Raw genomic sequence first — 19,115 nt, 5'->3', positions numbered from 1 at the left:
CATGGCCCGACGCGTCGCCTGCCGATCCACTGTGGAACTCCGGGTGTCACCCCGTTTCCATGGACCGTTGCAGGAAGCCAATCGGGAGGCAAGGAATGTCCGGTCGGTTTGCAGCACGTGCAATGCCGAGTCCATGCCAAGTACGGTCGAGTCGTCTGGGCGTCAGCTGCAAGTGTCCGTGGAAGCAGGGATCGGCGACAGCGTGCAGTCAATCCACATGCATGCGGCGAAGGATCGCTACACGGATTTACATTCTCCCCATTGCACGACTGTCCGCAGCTTCGGGGGGCGGACTCTTGCGCCGTTGGAAAAGCTAAGATCCGGGCTTGTATAGAGTCGGAGGCGCCAATGATCGATCGTCGTACCTTTCTTGCCACGGGTGTCGTGGCCGTCGCCGCGGGTTTCAGCGCATCCGCCGCCCAGATCGCGGCTGCGCCGCGCCCGAAGGGGCCGGCACCTTGGGGCGCCGTGCCTAGCGCGCGCCAGCTGCGGTGGCATCGGTGGGAGCAATACGCCTTCGTGCATTTTGCGATGAACACCTTTACCGACAAGGAATGGGGCTACGGCGACGAAGATCCGCGCAAGTTCGATCCCAGCGATTTCTCCGCCGACCAGATCGTCGCCGCTGCCAAGGCCGGCAATCTGAAAGGGATCATCTTTACCGCCAAGCACCACGACGGGTTCTGCCTGTGGCCGACCCGGTTGACCGAGCATTGCATTCGCAATTCGCCGTACAAGAACGGCAAGGGCGACATCGTTGGCGAAATGGCGGCGGCATGCCGGCGCGCCGGCATGGCCTTCGGCATCTACCTGTCGCCGTGGGATCGCAACCACGCCGAGTATGGCCGCCCCGGCTATCTCGACTATTTCCGCAAGCAGATCGTCGAACTGTGCACGGGCTATGGCGACTTGTTCGAGTTCTGGTTCGACGGCGCCAATGGCGGCGACGGCTATTACGGTGGAGCGCGCGAAACGCGCAAGCTCGATGCGCCCGCTTACTACGACTGGCCGCGGATGATCGAGCTGGTCCACCAACACCAGCCGATGGCCTGCACCTTCGACCCGCTCGGCGCCGATATCCGTTGGGTCGGCAACGAGGATGGCGTCGCTGGCGATCCGTGCTGGCCGACCATGCCCAATGCGCCTTACACGCAAGAAAACGGCAATGCCGGTGTGCGCGGGGCGGCGCTGTGGTGGCCGGCCGAAACCAACACCTCGATTCGCCCGGGCTGGTTCTACCATGCCGACGAAGACGGCAAGGTGCGCAGCCCGGAGAACCTGGTGCGCTATTTCGACACCTCCGTCGCGCGCGGCACCAACATGAACCTCAATCTTCCGCCGGACCGGCGCGGCCGCATCGCCGACCACGACGTGGCGGTGCTGCAGAGCTTCGGCGACGCGATCCGCGCCAGCTTCGCCATCGATCTGGCCAAGGGCGCCAAGGCCAGCGCCAGCGCGTCTCGCGGCAAGGGCTTCGAGCCGGCGCGCGTGCTCGACCGCCAGCCGGACAGCTACTGGTCCACGCCGGACGGCGTCACCACGCCGACGTTGACGCTGGAGCTGTCAGCGGTGCACAGCTTCGACCTGATCCGTCTGCGCGAATACCTGCCGCTGGGCGTGCGCGTCACCCGCTTCGCGATCGAAGCCGAGGTCGATGGGCAATGGCAGCGCTTGGCCGAAGCGCAATGCATCGGGGCACAGCGGATCCTGCGACTCGAGCGCCCGGTCGCCGCGCGCCGCGTGCGTCTGCTCGTGCTCGATGCGCCGGTCTGCCCGGCGATCAGCGAATTCGCATTGTTCCGCGCGGTTGCGCCAGTTGCGGTCGCGCGGCCGACGGCGAACGCGCCGGACGTGCTGTCCACCGCGGGTTGGCGCATCGTCGAGGCCAGTGCGCCAGGGGCGGAGAAGTTGCTCGACGACGATGCCGGCACGATTTGGAGCGTACCCGCTCCCAAGCCGGGCCATCCCGTACAGGTGACCATCGACCTCGGCGCGCTGCGCCAAGTCGCTGGCTTCAGTCTCACCCCCTCGCGTGCGGTGATGAAGGGCGCGGCACCGCCAAAGGGCTATCGCGCCGAAAGCAGCGAAGATGGCAAGAACTGGCAGCCGGCCGGTGGCGGCGAGTTGGCCAATATCGCCTATGCGCTCTCGACCCAGCGGCTGAATTTCCCCGAGGTCCGCCAGATCCGCTATCTGCGGCTGTCGTTCGCCGAAACGGCGCTGCCCGCCGAGCGGCTGGCGATCGCCGGTATCGGTGCATTCTCGCGCTTGCGATGAGGGCTTGCGCTCCCTCACCGCCGTGCGCGGTGGGGGAGCGTACATCGCCGGGGCGACGCCCTGATTCATGACGCGAAGGCCGTGTCACGGAACCGACCATGCGCGGCGGCGCCGTGCGGCAGCGCTGCGATGCAATCGCGATGTCATCTTGTCGCGCGAAGATCGAACGTTTCCATGTGGTGCGGCCGATCAGCGTGAGCAGTGTCAGGATCTGGGAGAAGAGCTACCAGCTGCGGCATCGCCTGCTGCGCGGCTTCTTCCTTCGCCGCGGCTCGCACGCCGAGGATGCCGAGGACCTTGCGCAGGAGGTCTACCTGCGCCTGCTGCGCACCACCGGCGATAACGCCGAGGCCGTCGCCAATCCCGAGGCGTATCTGTACACCGTGGCGGCCAACCTGGCCCGCGAGCATGCGCGCTCGCGCTCTGCGCTGCCGCCGCTGGAGGATGTCGAGCTGTTGGCCGAAGTCCTGAAGAGCGAAGAGGATGTGGAGGGCGCGTTCGAAAGCAGGCAGCGCTGGAGCGATATCCGCAGCGCCATCGCGCAGCTGCCGCCGGCCACGCGGCGGATGATGGAACTGCACTATCGCGATGGCCTGGAGTGTCCGCAGATCGGTGCGCAGCTGGACGTGTCCGTGCACATGGTGCGCAAGCACATCGGCAAGGGCCTGGACGCCTGCCGCAAGGCGCTGCGCGCCAGGGAGGACGCGTGAGCCGGCAGGAGCCGCCATCCGTGGACGGGACCGTGGCCGAGCAGGCGGCCCGCTGGTTCCTGCTCAACCGCGAGGCGCCGCTGAGCGAACCGCAGCGCCTGGCGTTCCTGGACTGGATGCAGCGTTCGCCCGAGCACGTGCGCGAATACCTGCATGCCTTGCACCTGCATCGCCAGGTGGGCGCCGCGATGGGGATGGCGCAGCAGCAGGTGGTGGCTGCCGGTCGCGCAGCGCACGGTGCGCACGGCACCCTGGCCAAGGTGGTGCCGTTGTTTGCCAGCACGCCGCGCCCGCAGGCACCGCGCGTGCGCCGCGCGCGCCGTGGCTGGACGCTGGCGGCCGCAGCGGCCTGCATCGCGCTGGGGCTGGGTTTCGGACTGCTGCACCTGCAGTCGCAGCCGCTGCTGCTGACGGCCGGACACGGACAGTTGCGCGACCTCAGGCTTGCCGACGGCACCCAGCTGCGTCTCAACGCGGACAGCGTCGTGCGTGTGCGCATGGGCTGGCTGGCGCGGCGGGTGGAGTTGCTGCAAGGCGAAGCCACCTTCGACATCGCCGCGGATCGGCGACCGTTCCTGGTACAGGTGGACGGCCTGCAGATCCGCGACATCGGTACTGTGTTCGATGTGTCGCGGCGCTTGCAGGGCACCCGCATCGGGGTGATGTCCGGCGAGGTGGAGGTCTGGCGCAGCGACGCGGATGCGCGGCGCCTGGCGCAGCTGGATGCCGGCCGGGTGGTGCTGGTCGATCACGGCAGCGGTGCAGTGCAGCGGCTCGACATGCCGGCCTCGATGCTGCTGGACTGGCAGCAGCGCAAGGTCTCCTTCCTCGACGAACGCCTGGACGAAGTCGCGGCGGCGTTCAATCGCCACAACACGGTGCAGGTGGTGGTCGAGGACGCTGCGGCCGCATCGGTGCGCCTGTCCGGCAGCCTGGACGCGCACCGGGTCGCGGCGCTGCAGGCCTTTCTGCAGCGCGATGCGCGCTTGGCGGTGCGCCGCGATGGCGACACGGTGCGGGTCTCCAGCCGCTGAGCGCGAGCGCACGGGCGCTGTCAAAAAAAATTCATCGAATCCGCGTTCTCCACTTCCGCGTTTTCCCGCTCTTTCTTAGGAGAAGCCGCCGTCGATCCGCGACGTGGGCCCCGCCGTCCTCTCTCCTCCAAGGAACCGCAATGCGGAAGCAGCTCTACCTGTCGATGGTCCTCGCCCTGTCACCCTGTCTGCTCGCCCAGGCGCGCGCGGCGACGCCGGATGGGCTGGAAGTGCGGGTCACCGTACCGATCGCCGCGCAGCCGTTGGGCCGCGCGCTGGAACAGCTCTCGCGCAACTCGGGCGTGCAGTTCCTGTATTCGCCGGCCGGCACGGCGCGCATGGGCGGCGCGGTGCCGGCGGGTGCCACCGTCAAGCAGGCGCTGGATGCGCTGCTGGCCGGTACCGGCCTGACCTATGCAGTGGTGGACGGCAACGTGATCGCCATCGATCCGGCCCCGGCGCGCAGCGAACCCAAGCCGGCCGCGCCGCCGCCGCGCGAGGACGAGGGCAGGGTCGCCCCCACCCTGGATGCGGTGAAGGTGATCGCCGCGCACGAGGTGATCGAGCAGAAGAAGACCTCGCCGATGATCCGGGACTCGGTGATCTACGACGAGATGGACAGCTACGGCGACGAGACGCTGGCCGAGAGCCTGATGGCCGCGCCCGGCCTGAGCGCGGTGGAGGACGCGGGCGAGCCGCGCTACGTGACCGTGCGCGGCGTGCAGGCCAACCTCAACTACACGACCATCGACGGCATCGCGATCGCCAGTGTGGGCGCCAGCGGCTCCGGCGAGCGCATGAACAACCTGCAGCTGATTCCCAGCGACGTCGGCACCCGCACCGATATCTACAAGAGCTTCAGCGCCGAGCAGGCGCCCGATGCCATCGGCGGGGTGATCGACATCATCAGCCGCAGCGCGTTCGACCGGTCCGGCAAGTACGTGTTCGCCGATCTAGCCGGCATCTATTCCACCGCCGAAACCGATGTCGGCCGCAGTGCCGGCGGCGACCACAAGACCCTGGGCCACTTCGGCAAGAGTGCCAAGGCGGTGTTCTCCAACCAGTTCGGCGCCGACCAGCAGTTCGGCATCGTGGCGGTGGCGCGCTACGAGCAGCGCTCGCGCAACAGCATCAAACGCTGGGTGGAATCGAACTACTACTACAACGATGCCGGCAAATACCTGACCGACGGCACCACCGAGCCCAGCGATGCCACCGGCTGGAACGGCCTGCGCGCGCCGGGCAACTTCAGCACCGGCACCTACACCAACTACATCACCAACTTCGGCGGCTCGGCCAAGCTGGAGTGGAAACCGTCCGACCAGCCTTTCTACGCTTCGCTGCTGCTGTACTCGTACCGGTTCTACGAGAACTCGACGATGAACAAGACCGACCTGTACTCCAATGCCAAGTTCCCGATCCGCGACCAGACCGAGGACAGCGGCACCACCCAGATCAACAGCATCTACATCAAGAACCGGCACGACCGCTGGGACCGCAGCAACCGCGGCGCCATCGCCCATTTCAGCTGGGACGTGGGCGATGCGTCCAAGCTCACCCTGCGCGCCGGCCACACCGAAGAGACGTTCGACAACACCCAGGTCTATTGGGGCGTGCGCGCCTATCCAAGCAACCTGTTCGTGGACTACGCCAACGACAGCCATGGTTTTCCGAACGCGGTCGGCGTCTCCGATCCGAGCCTGCTGACCAGCTCGGCGTTCAAGCTCAATCCTGCGCAGGTCTACACCTCGCCGCGCCAGGCGCAGGAGACCGTCGACAACCTGCGGGTGGACTTCACCCACAACATCGATGCCGATGCGCGCGGCTTCGGTGTCGCCGCCGGCGCCGAGTACCGGCACCTGAACATCTGGCAGAACGTGGATTTCGACTACTACAAGACCAGCGCGACGCTCAACGATTACCTCTATCCGGGCGCGACCCTGCTGGGCACCGTGCCGGGCTTTCCGTTGATCGACAACCGCAAGTGGAGCGAGCAGCTGGCGCCGACGCTGGGCGACAACAACGCGGCCTATCCGAACGACAACGTCACCAGCGACTACAAGTACGTCGAGGACATCAGCAACGCCTACGTCTCGGCGCACTACGCCTGGGAGCGGCTGCTGCTGATCGGCGGCCTGCGTTACGACCACACCCGCTTCGATGCGTTCAGTCCCTTCAGCGCCGACGGCGGCAAGACCTATACGGCCGATTTGCGCAAGACCGGCGGCGGCTACGACAACCTGCTGCCGTCGTTGAACGCCACCTTCAAGCTCAGCGAAGACCAGCGCCTGCGCTTCTCGGCCAGTCGCACGCTGGGCCGGCCGACGCCGAGCAACATCGCCCAGGCCACCAACACCAGCTGCGGCGACGATGGCCAGGGCGGAAATTTCTGCACCATCCAGCAGGGCAACGCCGGCCTGGAACCGCGCCGCGCCACCAACCTGGACCTGGCCTGGGACCTGTACTTCAACGGCAACAACGGCCTGGTCTCGGTGGCGCTGTTCGACAAGGTCATCAAGGACGACATCTACACCCTGACCACCTTCCAGACCATCGGCGACATCCGCTACCGCGTGACCCAGCCGATGAATACCGACGAATCCACGCTGCGCGGCGTCGAGTTCTCCATCGCCAACCGCAACCTGCATTGGGGCCGACAGCGCTTGGACATGTATTTCAACGCCACCCGGCTGGAAGGCCGCACCGACTACCGGATCAGCGACGGCAGCGAGCGCCGCCTCGACCGCCTGCTGTACCAGCCGGACTGGTCGTTGAACGGCTCGCTGATCTGGCGCATGCCGTGGCAGGGCGCGCAACTGCGCGTGTCCGGCACCTACCGCAGCCGCATGCTGGTCGACTTCGGCGACACGCAATGGCTGGACTCGTACTACGACCCGTACATGACCTTCAACCTGGCCTTCAGCCACCGGATCGGCAAACACGTGACGCTGAAGTACGAGGCCAAGAACCTGTTCAACACGCAGCCGACCTACAGCACCGGTCCGAACGGACGCTTCCGTACCGAGATCGACGACTACGGTCGCTTCTTCTACTTCCACCTCATCTACAACTGAGGCGCTGGCCATGACCACATTCGATCGCAGGCGCTTTCTCGCCCTGTCCGGCCTTTCCGCGTTCGGCGCCTGGATGGGCACCGCCTCTGCGCTGGCCGCGCAGACCGACGCCAAGTCCCTGAGCCCGCGCAACCTGCTCGCCGCGCCACGGTTCGCGAGTACGCCGTTCGCCCTCGGCGTGGCCTCCGGCGATCCGGCGCCGGACGGCGTGGTGCTGTGGACGCGGCTGGCGACCGAGCCGCTGGTGTTCGGCGGCGGCATGCCGGCGCGACCGATGGTGGTGGAGTGGCAGGTGGCCACCGACGAGGGCTTCGGCACGCTGGTGCGGCGCGGCTCGGCGCTGGCCCATCCGGAACTGGGCCATGCGGTGCATGTCGAGCTGGAGGGATTGGCTCCCGGCCGGCCGTACTGGTATCGCTTCAGCGTCGGCGGCCACGCCAGCCCGGTCGGCCGCACCTGCACCTTGCCGGCGGCGGGCGCGAAGGTGGAGCGGGTGCGCTTCGCGGTCGCCGGTTGCCAGCAGTACGAGGAAGGCCACTACACCGCATGGCGGCGCATCGCCGAGGAGCCGCTGGACTTCGTCTTCCACTACGGCGACTACATCTACGAGGGCGAAACCAAGCTGGGCGTGCGCAAGATGAACGGGCGCCCGTTCACCAACCTGCGCAACCACGTCGGCCCGGAGATCTACACGCTGGACGACTATCGGCGCCGCTATGCGCAGTACAAGAGCGATGCCGACCTGCAGGCCGCACACGCGGCGGCGCCGTGGTTCGTGACCTTCGACGATCACGAGGTGGACAACAACTGGGCTGGCACGGAAGACCAGGACGGCACGCCCAGCGAGGTGTTCCTGCTGCGGCGCGCGCAGGCGTTCCAGGCCTACTACGAGAACATGCCGTTGCGGCGCACGTCGTTCCCGCGCGATGGGCACATGCAGCTCTACCGGCGCGCGCGCTACGGCGACCTGATGGACCTGCACCTGCTCGATACCCGCCAGTACCGCAGCAAGCAGGTCGACATGGCGCAACGCACGCAGGTGGAGTCGCCGGCGCGCAGCATCGTCGGCGCCAAGCAGGAACAATGGCTGTTCGACGGCTTGGCCGACGCGGCCCCGCGCTGGCACACCATCGCCCACCAGGTGGCGTTGGGCAATTACGCGGAAGAGAAGAATGGCGCGGTGGTGTTCTCCGACGACCAATGGTCCGGCTACCTGGCCAGCCGCCGGCGCCTGCTCGAGCACATCCAGCGGGTCGGCTTCGGCAACGTGGTCACCGCCTGCGGCGATGCGCACCGCCATTACGCCAGCGATCTGGTGCAGGACAATGCCGATTCCGGGATCGTCTCCAGCGAATTCCTCGCCACCTCGATCAGTTCCGGTTCCGACGGCCTGGGCGTGGATGCGTCGGCCGAAAGCACGCTGCGGCACAGCCCGCACCTGAAGGCCACCACCGACAAGCGCGGCTATGTGCTGTGCGACGTCACCCGCGATGCGTGGATCGGCGACATGAAGACGCTGGACCAGGTGATGCAGCCGAACGGCACGCTGCAGAGCTGGAAGCGCTATGCCGTGGAACACGGCCGGCCGGGGTTGCAGGATGCCTGACGCCGGTGCATGCGGGCTCGCGAGCGAGGCGGGCGCAGGGCAGCTTCCGTGTCATACACTCGCCCATGCCGGCGCAGCAGCGCGGGCGCGGGCCACCAGGTCCGCTGGTTCCGGGACAGGCGCGCTGCATGCCGCGTTTCACGCCAGGAACGCGCGTGCGTTGGACTTCACCGTCCGCAGCGCCAGCCGTGCCGGTGCCAGCCCAGGGGCGCTCGCTTCCAGTACCAGCGTGCCGGCCACACGGCTGGTCTGCAGCAAGGCCATGCACAGCCCGTTGAACGCGCGGCGGCTGTCGCCCTTGTCGTTCTCGTGGCTGGCCGGGTCGCCGTTGCCCAGGCCGATCAGCCGGCCGGCACCGCGGACGGCGAAGCGCACGGCGTTGTCGGCGGTCGGGACGACGCGGCCCTGCGCATCGACGATCTCGACCGCGACCACGGCGACGTCCTCGGCGTCGGCAAGCAACGCGTTGCGGTCGCTGCGCAGGCGTATCGCGGCAGCTGCGCCAACGGTCGTGCGGGTCTGCACCAGCACCTGCTTGCCGTCGCGATAGCCGCGCGCCTCGATGGTGCCGGGCGCGTACTTCACCCGCCATTCGACGTGGCCGTAGGCGGGCACTTGCTGCAGGCCCTGGCTTGCGCCGTTGACCAGCAGTTCCACCGCGTCCAGGTTGCTGTGGCACCAGACGTCGACCATGCCGTTGTCGCGTTCGTCCAGCACGCCGTCCCAGTTCCAGTGCGGGAACAGGTGCAGCACCGGCTCGCGGGTCCATTGCGCGCGGTAGTACCAGTAGTTGTCCTTGGGGAAGCCGCAGCTGTCGAGGATGCCGAACTGCGAGGCCACGTTCGGCCAGCGGTTGTAAGGGGTGGGTTCGCCGCGGTAGTCGAAGCCGGTCCAGACGAAGCCGCCGGCGATGTAAGGCCGCTGCGCGACGTAGCTCCACCAGGCTTCGGCGCTGCTGGCCCACCATGGGTAGTCGAGGTCGTAGGCGCGGGCGTAGCCGCGCGTGTCGTCGCTGCGGTAGTTGCCGCGCACGCCGACGGTGCTGCCGGTTTCGCTGCCGTAGATCGGGATGTCGGGATGGCGCGCGTGGAAGGCGTCCATCTGCGGGGTGCGGTAGTTGAAGCCGAGTACGTCCACCACCTGGCCGACGCCGTCGTCGAAGCCCTGGTCCATCGCGAAGGTGGTGGGGCGGGTCGGGTCCAGGCGCCGCACCAGCCGCTGCATGCGCGCGACGATGCGCGCGCCGCGCGCGGTGACCATCTGCGGCTCCTCGTTGCCGAGCGACCACAGCATCACGCAGGGATGGTTGCGGCCGCGCCGCACCATGGTTTCCAGTTCGGCCAGCGCCTCGCTGTCGGAGGACATGCGCCGGGTCTCGTCGATGACCAGCAGGCCGAGGCGGTCGCACAGTTCCAGCACTTCCGGCGCGGCTGGGTTGTGCGAGCTGCGGTACGCGTTGCAGCCCATCGACTTGAGCTGGCGCAAACGCCATTCGTGCAGGCGCTCGGGAATGGCGGTGCCGACGCCGGCATGGTCCTGGTGGTTGTTGGTGCCGTGCAGCTTGAACGGCGCGCCATTGAGCAGCAGGCCGCGCTGCGGGTCGAACTGCAGGCTGCGCACGCCGAAGCGGGTGGTCAGCGCATCGCAGGCGTGGCCGTCGCTATGCAGGTGGGTGGACAGGGTGTAGCGCTGCGGGGTGTCCGGCGACCACAGCGCGGGCGTGCCGAGATCCAGCGTCTGTTCGACGCGCTGCACCACGCCTGGCGCCACCGTGACCGGCGCCGCGGTGGCGCGCGCGACGATGCGTCCGTCCGGCGCGCGAATCACAGAGGTGACGCTGCAACTGCGCGGTTCGGTGCCGCTGTTGCCGAGTTCGGTGCTGACCAGCGCCTGTGCGGCGCCGCCTTGCCACGGGCTGCGCACGAACACGCCGTCCAGCGGCACGTGCAGCGCGTCGGTCTTGCGCAGCCAGACGTGGCGGTAGATGCCTGCGCCTTCGTAGAACCAGCCTTCGCCGAGGGTCGCGTCCACGCGCACGGCGATGACGTTGCGCTTGCCGTAGTCGAGCACGTCGCTGAGATCGACCTCGAAGCCGCAGTAGCCGCTGGCGTTGCGGCCGACGATGTGGCCGTTGCAGAACACGATGCAGTCGCGGAACACGCCGTCGAATTCCAGGCAGATCCGCTTGCCCAGGTCGTCGGCTGGAATCTGCAGTTCGCGCCGGTACCAGCCGATGCTGGTCTGCGGATCGTTGCGGCCAAGCGGTTTGTAGCCGTGCGCGGCCGCCGGGTCGTCGGCCAGCATGGCGGCGGAGGCGGGGTCCTGGCGCAGCGGCAGCGCCACCGCCCAGTCGTGCGGCAGGTCGATCGCGTCCCAGCGGCTGTCGTCGAAACCAAGCAACGCCGCGTCGGCGGTGTCCTTGCCGGCCTTGGCGTAGGTGCGTTGGAACGTACCGAAGTTGAAGTCGCGCGCCGGATCGTCGGCATGGCCGAAGTGGAAGCGCCAGCCGAAGTCGCACAGCAGGCGTTCGCGCGGTGCCGGCGCATCCTCGTCCCAGGTCAGCGCCGGACCTGCGCCGGTGGCGCTCGCGGCCAGCGCCGCCGGCGCCAAGGCCGCCGCCGCGCCGGGAACGGCCACCTGGACGCCGCCGGCGACCAGCGAGCGCAGCAGGTCGCGTCGGCTCAGTTCGATCATGGTTGCGGGTCCTTTACCTGGGGCGTCGCCGCCGCGTCGGTGCTGGCCTGCGGCGCAGGCCGGTAGGCGTGGCGCATGAAGCCGATGCCGGGCAGCAGCTCGTTGCCGTGCGCGAAATCGAAGAAGCTGGCGTTCTCCCACGACGAGCCGGTGCCCCAGCGGGTCTTGCAGCTGCTGCTGGTCCAGGCCGGCTCCCAGTACACGACGCCGCTGCCGCCGTTGTCGATCACCATCTGGGTGAGATCGACCAGGTAGTCCAGTTGCCCCTGCGGGGTGGCCGGGTAGCCGGCGATGAGCGAGTCCTCGCCCAGCAGGTTGTGCGAGGCGTCGCCGCTGGCCAGCGTCCACGGGTAGGCGGTCTCCACCACCATCACTTCGGCGGGGTAGCGGTTACGCAGGCGCTTGATGGTGGCGCCGAGCCCGGCCATCGATTCGCTGGACCACTTGCGGTAGTAGCTGATGCCGATGAAGTCGAAGTCGCGCACGCCGGCCTTGCTGGCCGCGGCGAACCACGGCTCCACGTTTTCCGGCTGGGCGATGTGCAGCATCACCTTCGGCTTGATCGCCGAACGTGCGCCGGCGTCGCGCACCGCCTGGATGCCGGCGCGCAGCAGCTTGGCGTTGCGCGCCCAGTCGATCGGCCGCCGCTTGTCCCACGGCTGGCTGTCCATCAGGTCCGAGTTGCTCTCGTTGCCGACCTGCACCAGCTCCGGCATCAGCCCCGCGCGATCGAGCGCGCTCAGCGTGTCGTAGGTGTAGCCGTACAGCGTGCGCGCCAGTTCGTCCTGGTCGGTGATCGCGGCCCAGGCCTTGGGGATCAGTTGCTTCTCACCATCGGCCCAGTCGTCGGAGTAGTGGAAGTCCAGCAGCACCTGCATGCCCTGCGCACGCGCGCGGCGGATGGTCTTCTTGACGTCGCTCAGGTCGCTGTAGCGGGTCCAGCGCGCATCGTTCCACAGGCGCACGCGCACCAGATTGGCGCCGTGCGCATGGAACAGGACGAACGGGTCCTGCACCGCGCCGTGCTCGCGGTACTGCACGCCGCAGTCCTCCATTTCGTTGACGTAGGACAGGTCGGCGCCCAGGTACAGCGGGCCGGCGCCTGCGGCGGCGGAGACGAGGGCGGCGGCGAGGGCCAGCGCGAGCGCTGGCATCCAGTGACGGCGTATGTGCGGCATGCGGTACCTGCGGCAGAAGGGCTCAGAACGTGTAGGTGGCTTCCAGCGCGAAACGGCGGCCGAACAGCTGATAGCCGCCGTCGTCCTGGTTGGCCAGGCGGTTGCGCTTGTTGTCGCTGTAGGCGCGCAACGGCTCGTTGGTCAGATTGCCGACCTGGAACTTCAGCCCCAGGTGCTCGCTGAAGCGCCAGGCCAGGCTCAGGTCCACCGTGCCTTCGCTTTCCAGCCGCGCCAGGCGTGCGGCGTTCCAGCCGTACACCACGGTGTAGGGGCTGTGGTACTTGTAGCCCACGCGCGCTTCGAACTTGCTGTTGCTGTACCACAGGTCGAAGGTGCCGGTGTTGCGCGCCAGGCCGCTGAGCGGCAGCGGATCGTCGGCCGGCGAGAACTCGTGCAGGTTGGACTCGACGTAGGAATAGTTCGAGTAGACGCCGAAGTTCTCCATGTGCGGGATGAAGAAGAACGGCGTCTGGAAGGTCAGTTCGGCGCCGTTGATGTAGCCACCGCCGCCGTTGAACGGGCCGCTGATCAGGTAGTCGCGGCCGTCGATGGTCTCGTGCTGGGTCTTGTAGCCGATGCTCGAATCCACCCACTTGCGGTACAGCGCCAGCGCGGCCAGCGCTTCCTTGTGGAAGTACCACTCGTAGGACAGGTCGAGCTGGGTGGCGCGGAACGGATTCAGTTGCGGGTTGCCGCCGCTGCCGGTGAGCTGGCCGACGGTGGTGTTGGGGTCGTCGAGCGCGCGGCCGGTGCGCAGTTCGTCCAGCGGCGGCCGCGCGATCACCTTGGCCACCGAGAAGCGCAGGATGCGCTCGTCGTCGAGCAGGAAGTTGAGCGTGGCGCTGGGCAGCACGTCGGTGTAGTCGTTGCTGGCGCTGCTGGGCTGGACCACGCCGCCGACGGTGTCGTAGCCGTCGCTGGTGGTGTCGGTGTGGACCGCGCGCACGCCCACGTTGCCGGTGACGTCGATGCCGAACCATTGCGAACTGAACACCGCCTTGGCGAAGGCTTCGCGCACGTTTTCCTTGACGTTCCAGTGGTCCAGCAGCTGTTCGGTGTTCAGGCCCGGATCGAAGCCGCCGAAGCCGAGCCTGGCGATCGCGTCCAGATCGCCGCCGGTCAGCGTCGGCACGTTGAGGTCGGGCATCTGCACCGGATGGATCAGGTCCTGGTAGGCGGAGATCGGCTGGTCGTAGCCGGACTGGAAGCTGGTGAAGTGGCGGTTCTCCTTCTCGCGCCGCGCCGCGCGCGCGCCGAACTGCAGCGCGGTGATCGGCGAATCGGCGATCGTGCGGCTGGCGCTGAGCGCCAGCGCCGCGATCCGGTCGCGCAGCGCCTGCGGCTCGGTCTGCCCGCTGATGCCCCATTCCGGCGTATCGGAGCTGGTGCTGATGGTGGGGGTGACGCCGTGGCGGAAATCGAAGGACACCGTGTCCGGATTGCTGCCGAAGCGCACCGCGCGCCAGTCGTTGTCGCGCTTGGCCTGCGAGAACGACAGGTCGCCGCCCAGGGTCCACACGTCGCCGCTCCACTTCGCGTTGAGGCCGCCGGCGGCGAGCGTCTTGACCTCGCTGTAGTGGCTGATGACGTGGTCCACCTGCAGGTTGGAATCGGCCAGCGTGGCGGCGACCACGTCGCCGTCGACGATGGTGTAGGACGAACCCGGCGTGGTGTACGGATTGCTGGCGGAAAAGATGCTGTAGCCGAGGTTGTTGAACCAGTTCTGGCGCTGGTCCTCGTCGATCTTGATCCGCGAATACAGGCCGTCGAGCTTGAGTTCGAAATTGCCCGAGCGCCACTGCACGGTGCCCATCGCGCCGGTCCGGGTCTGTTCGGTCAGCTTGAGCTGGTCGGCCGCGCCCCATGGCGTGTAATCGACCTTGCCGTCGCCATCGACGTCGCGCGCGTTGCTGTCGTCGGTATAGCCCCAGCTGCCGATCGAGACGCCGGCGTTCTTCTGCTTCTGGTAGGTGGCGCCGAGCGCAATGGCCAGGTTGTCGTTGAAGCGGTGGATCCAGCTGGCGCCGAGGCGGCTGCCCCACGGCGAATAGCCGTCCACGTCCTTGGCCTCGTCGTAGTAGATCGGGCCTGCGGTGCCGACGAACGTGGGGCCGGTATGGTCGAGCGGGCTGATCGTGGAGATGTCCACCGTGGCGGCGATGCCGCCGGCCACCAGGTCCGCCGACTGGGTCTTGTAGACCTTGACCGTGGAGACGATCTCGGTGGGGAACACTTCCCAGCGCACCGCGCGGTTGGGTTCGGAGGAGGCGATCTCGCGGCCGTTGACGGTGCCCATGGTCATGCGCGGACCCAGGCCGCGCACCGTGGCCAGGCTTTCGTTGCCGCGGTCGCGGGTGCCGTTGACGCCGGGCAGGCGCACCAGCGCCTCGGCCACGGTGACGTTGGGCATCTGCCCCATGTTGTCGGCGGAGATCACCTCGACCACATGGTCATCGAGCTGCTTGGCCTGCACCGCCTGGTCGAGGCTGGCGCGCTGGCCGATCACCATCACGTTGTCCAGGGTGACCGGTGCCTGCCCGGTATCGCTGTTCGAGGTGCTGGCCGGCGGCGCCGGATCGGCGGCGACGTTCTGCGCGTGGGCGCCGAAGCTGCCGGCCAGGGCCAGGACGATGGCCGAGCCGAGCAGCGTGCGGGCGGCCTGGTGCTGCGCGCGCCGGCTAGCCGGGCGACGGTGTTGTTCAAAAGGCATCTTTGTTCCCTCCCAGGACAAAAGTTACCAAGCAAGTTGAAATGGGACCGGACAATCCGGTCCTCCTGGCCGCGCTGGCAGATCGCAGGGGTGGTTTCCCGTGCGGATGGTGCGAACGTGCGTCGTGTGGCCGCCTCGCTGCGCGAAGCTTGTTGCGTCCCGGCTGTCGTCGGTGGCGGAGTTTGCCCCCTTGCCGCCGCGCCGATCGCCTGGAACTGGGGGCGAGCATAGGAGTGACTGCCATTCCATTCCAATGAAGCATTTACTGCCGGCTATCTTGTTTTGGAATTGATCGCCATGTTGCAAAGCGATATGGCGCCAGCGCTGCGAAGCGGTCGGCGGCTGCGCGCAGATCCCATTGTGGCGGGGCAGGGCGACGCGGCGCGCCTGTAGTCCAGACTCAAGACCGGTGCGCGCGCCGACGCGTCTGCGCGCGTGGCGTGCCAGATCGCCGCGACTGTGTTGGCCTCAGCCAATTGCGTCCACGGTGTCGCCGCTGTCGAGCAGGGCCGCCGCCGCCGCACCCAGGCTGCGTTCGCGATGGCGCAAGGCGTGGAACGTGCGTGCGCCCAGCGCCGTGCCGACGCGCTGCAGGCGGCCGCTTTCCAGCCACGGCGCGGCCGCCAGTTGCGAGATCGCCGCCAGGCTGTGGCCGGCGTGCACCGCCGACAACACCGCCTCGTTCGAGGGCAGGGTCAGTGCCACGCGCAGGCGTTCCGGCGCGACCCCGGCCGCGCGCAGCGCCGCCTCGAACTCCGAGCGCGTGCCCGAGCCGGCTTCGCGCATGATCCAGGTGCTGGCCTCGGCCAGTCGCGGCAGGCCCAGGCGCAGGCGTCCGGCCAACGGATGGGTCGGCGCGGCGACCAGCAGCAGGCGGTCGTGGCCGAGCGGGGACAACTGCAACTGCGGATCGTGCACGCCGCCTTCGACGAATCCCAGTTCCGCCCGCCCGTCGATCACCGCGCGCGCCACGCTCTCGGTGTTGCCGACGCTGAGGCGGATCTGGATCTGCGGGAAACGCGCGTGGAACGCCATCAGCCGCGTCGGCAGCCAGTAGCTGGCCACGGTCTGGCTGGCGTGCAGATCCAGCGTGCCGCGCAGCACGCCGCGCCACTCGCTCAAGGCCAGTTCCGCGGCGCGTGTGCGCGCCAGGATCGCCTTGGCTTCCGCGAAGAACGCCACGCCGGCGGCGGTCAGCGCGATGCCGCGCCCGACCCGATCGAACAGTGGCACGCCGTACTGGCTTTCCAGCGCCTTGATCGCGGCGCTGGCCGCCGACGGGGTGCGATGCGCGGCCTGCGCGCCCAGGGTCAGGTGCTGGCGTTCGGCGACGGCGACGAACAGGGCGAGTTGTTCCAGGGTCACGGCGGGATCGTTCGGTTGGACCGAACGAACTATCCAGCATTATGCGATGGAATGACAGGATAGTCGGGCGCATCCTGCCGCCACTTCGACAGGGTGGCGGCAATGGACAAGGCACGAGACAAGGGCGCGGCGCTGCTGCCGGGGCTGCTGCTGGCGATCGCGGTCGCCGCGCTGGCGTTTCTGGCGGAGCAAGCGCAACTGCGTTGGCTGGGCCGGCCGTGGATCGATGCGCTGGTGTTCGCGATCGCGCTCGGTACCGTGTTGCGCACGGCGGTGCGGTTGCCGGCACGGGCCGACGCCGGCATCGCATTCGCCGCCAAGCTGCCGCTGGAAGTGGCGATCGTGCTGCTTGGCGCGTCGGTCAGCTTCAGTGCGGTCGGTGCGGCTGGCGGCCTGCTGCTGGGGCTGATCGCGGCCACTGTGTTGCTGGCGATCGGCATCGGCTACGGCATCGGCCGCCTGCTTGGCTTGCCGGCACGGCTGGCCACGCTGGTGGCCTGCGGCAATGCGATCTGCGGCAACTCGGCGATCGTCGCCGCCGCGCCGGTGATCGACGCCGATTCGGACGAGGTGGCGGCCTCGATCGCGTTCACCGCGGCATTGGGCATCGTGGTGGTGCTGGCCTTGCCGTTGGCGGTGCCGCTGTTCGGCCTGGATCAGCGCCACTACGGCATCCTCGCCGGCATGACCGTGTACGCGGTGCCGCAGGTGCTGGCGGCGACGCTGCCGGTGGGCGCGATCAGCGCGCAGGTCGGCGCGCTGGTCAAACTGATGCGGGTGGTGATGCTGGGACCGGTGATGCTGCTGCTCGGCCTGAGCGCCGGCCGGCCGGGCGTTGCACGGTTGCCGCTGCACCGCTTGCTGCCGTGGTTCGTGCTGGGCTTCGTCGGCATGATGCTGCTGCGTTCCTCGGGCCTGTTGCCGCTGGCGCTGGCGGACGCGGCGCAGCGCGTTTCGGCGCTGCTGACCCTGGTGGCGATGGCGGCGCTGGGGCTGTCGGTGAACCTGCGCTCGGTGCTGGCCTCCGGCGGCCGTGTGCTGGCCGCGGGCACGCTGTCGCTGCTGGCGCTGGCTGGCATCAGCGCGCTGCTGGTGTGGTGGCTGCCGTGACGCGCGGGATTGGCGCAACCGCTTTAAACAGGCTGCATGCTGTCGGCATCCCGGAAGGAGCGTGCCGATCCCCGTAGTGCATCGCGCCGCGACGTTCGCGTTCGGCAGCGAATCCTGGCAGCGGCGCGCCTGCTGCTGGATCGATACATCACGCTGCGTCGCGTCGCCAACAGAGGTTCCTGCGTTGCATTTACGCAGTAGCTTAATGGACCGGTCGGCATGCAGTCGCGGTGTAATAGTCTCCGCCGCGGGGCCGATCTAAGGTGGCGCATCTTTTTCGCAAGCACCGCCAGGCCAGCTCATGGGACACGACCACAGCCACGCACCGACCGAGATCCGTCACGAGAAACCGCTGTGGTGGGCGCTGGGGCTGACCGCCACGTTCCTGCTGGTGGAGATCGCCGGTGCGTTCCTGACCAACAGCCTGGCATTGCTGTCCGACGCAGCGCACATGGCTACCGACACCCTGGCGCTGATGATCGCGCTGGTCGCGGTGCGGCTGAGCCGGCGTCCACCCGATGCCAAGCGCACTTACGGCTACGCGCGGCTGGAAGCGCTGGGCGCACTGTTCAATGGCGGCATGCTGTTCGTGGTCGCCGCGTACATTTTGTGGGAGGCGGTGCAGCGGTTCCGCCAGCCGCAGGACGTGGCCACGGTCGGCATGCTCGGCATCGCCGCGTTCGGCCTGCTGATCAACCTGATCTCGATGCGCCTGCTCAAGGCCGGCAGCGGCGAGAGCCTGAACATGAAGGGCGCCTACCTGGAAGTGTGGAGCGACATGCTCGGCTCGGTGGCGGTGATCGTCGGCGCGCTGGCGATCCGCCTCACCGGCTGGAAGGTGATCGATCCGATCCTGGCAGTGCTGATCGGCCTGTGGGTGCTGCCGCGCACCTGGGTGCTGCTGCGCGAGGCGATCAACGTGCTGCTGGAAGGCGTGCCCAAGGGCGTGGACATGGCCGCGGTGCGCGGCTATCTGCGCGGCGTTGCGGGCGTGGAGGACGTGCACGATCTGCACGTGTGGGCGCTGGCCTCCAGCACGCCGGCACTGACCGCGCACGTGGTGATCGCCGACGGCGCCGATGCCGACGCGTTGCGCGCGGCCCTGTGCGATGGCCTGCATGCGCGCTTCGACATCGACCACATCACCCTGCAGATGGAAGCCGGGCACTGCGGCGCGGAGCCGTGCGGTACGCCGGCGCGTGCTGCGCAGGGGACGCACGACGCGCATGCGGATCACGATCACGACCATCACGACGGCCATGCGCATCGGCACGGCCATGCACATGGGCATTCGCATTCCTGACACCGGGCCAGGCGTCTCCCGCCTCCTGTAGGAGCGGCTTCAGCCGCGACAGGA

11 protein-coding genes are annotated in these 19,115 nt (G+C 68.2%); 7 read left to right on the top strand and 4 right to left on the bottom strand.

The window, feature by feature from the left end:
- Positions 1-348 precede the first annotated feature (348 nt).
- The 5 genes from HEP74_RS14345 (at position 349) to HEP74_RS14325 (ending at position 8,701) form a co-directional block, all read left to right on the top strand.
- A complete protein-coding gene (locus tag HEP74_RS14345) occupies positions 349-2,277 on the top strand; it encodes an alpha-L-fucosidase (RefSeq protein ID WP_185816649.1) in 1,929 nt (642 codons plus the stop codon).
- Positions 2,278-2,471: 194 nt separating this feature from the next.
- On the top strand, positions 2,472-2,987 hold the full coding sequence (locus tag HEP74_RS14340) for an RNA polymerase sigma factor (protein ID WP_185816648.1): 516 nt from the start codon (positions 2,472-2,474) through the stop codon (positions 2,985-2,987).
- 20 nt (positions 2,988-3,007) lie between these two features.
- On the top strand, positions 3,008-4,021 hold the full coding sequence (locus HEP74_RS14335; RefSeq protein ID WP_255427756.1) for a FecR family protein: 1,014 nt from the start codon (positions 3,008-3,010) through the stop codon (positions 4,019-4,021).
- A 140-nt stretch (positions 4,022-4,161) separates the two neighbouring features.
- Positions 4,162-7,095 (top strand): TonB-dependent receptor, encoded by a 2,934-nt coding sequence (locus tag HEP74_RS14330; protein ID WP_185813448.1) that lies wholly within the window; start codon positions 4,162-4,164, stop codon positions 7,093-7,095.
- 10 nt (positions 7,096-7,105) lie between these two features.
- Positions 7,106-8,701, top strand: coding sequence for an alkaline phosphatase D family protein (locus tag HEP74_RS14325; protein ID WP_185813447.1), 1,596 nt, complete (start codon positions 7,106-7,108; stop codon positions 8,699-8,701).
- 138 nt (positions 8,702-8,839) lie between these two features.
- On the opposite strand, the gene galA is transcribed toward HEP74_RS14325, so the two are convergent.
- From galA to HEP74_RS14305, 4 genes are all read right to left on the bottom strand, one after another.
- Complete coding sequence (galA, locus tag HEP74_RS14320; RefSeq protein ID WP_185813446.1) at positions 8,840-11,395, bottom strand: beta-galactosidase GalA; 2,556 nt, start codon at positions 11,393-11,395, stop codon at positions 8,840-8,842.
- The gene (locus HEP74_RS14315; protein WP_185813445.1) at positions 11,392-12,573 is read right to left on the bottom strand and encodes a glycoside hydrolase family 53 protein; all 1,182 of its coding nucleotides are present in this window, start codon (positions 12,571-12,573) and stop codon (positions 11,392-11,394) included. Before HEP74_RS14315 ends, galA begins: the two co-directional genes overlap by 4 nt.
- 22 nt (positions 12,574-12,595) lie before the next feature.
- Entirely contained in the window at positions 12,596-15,283 is a 2,688-nt protein-coding gene (locus tag HEP74_RS14310; protein ID WP_185813444.1) for a TonB-dependent receptor, read from the bottom strand.
- Positions 15,284-15,751: 468 nt separating this feature from the next.
- The gene (locus HEP74_RS14305; protein WP_185813443.1) at positions 15,752-16,648 is read right to left on the bottom strand and encodes a LysR family transcriptional regulator; all 897 of its coding nucleotides are present in this window, start codon (positions 16,646-16,648) and stop codon (positions 15,752-15,754) included.
- Positions 16,649-16,750: 102 nt separating this feature from the next.
- Between HEP74_RS14305 and HEP74_RS14300 the strand changes: the two genes are divergently transcribed.
- Together HEP74_RS14300 and HEP74_RS14295 are read left to right on the top strand one after the other, a co-directional pair.
- Positions 16,751-17,758, top strand: a complete 1,008-nt coding sequence (locus tag HEP74_RS14300; RefSeq protein ID WP_185813442.1) for a YeiH family protein — start codon at positions 16,751-16,753, stop codon at positions 17,756-17,758.
- A 301-nt stretch (positions 17,759-18,059) separates the two neighbouring features.
- Complete coding sequence (locus HEP74_RS14295; protein WP_185813441.1) at positions 18,060-19,061, top strand: cation diffusion facilitator family transporter; 1,002 nt, start codon at positions 18,060-18,062, stop codon at positions 19,059-19,061.
- Positions 19,062-19,115 lie beyond the last annotated feature (54 nt).

The organism is Xanthomonas sp. SS (assembly GCF_014236835.1).
In the GTDB taxonomy this organism is placed as follows: Bacteria; Pseudomonadota; Gammaproteobacteria; order Xanthomonadales; family Xanthomonadaceae; genus Xanthomonas_A.
The sequence above is the reverse complement of the archived record's forward strand: the minus strand, read 5'-3'. Positions and strand labels throughout refer to the sequence as shown.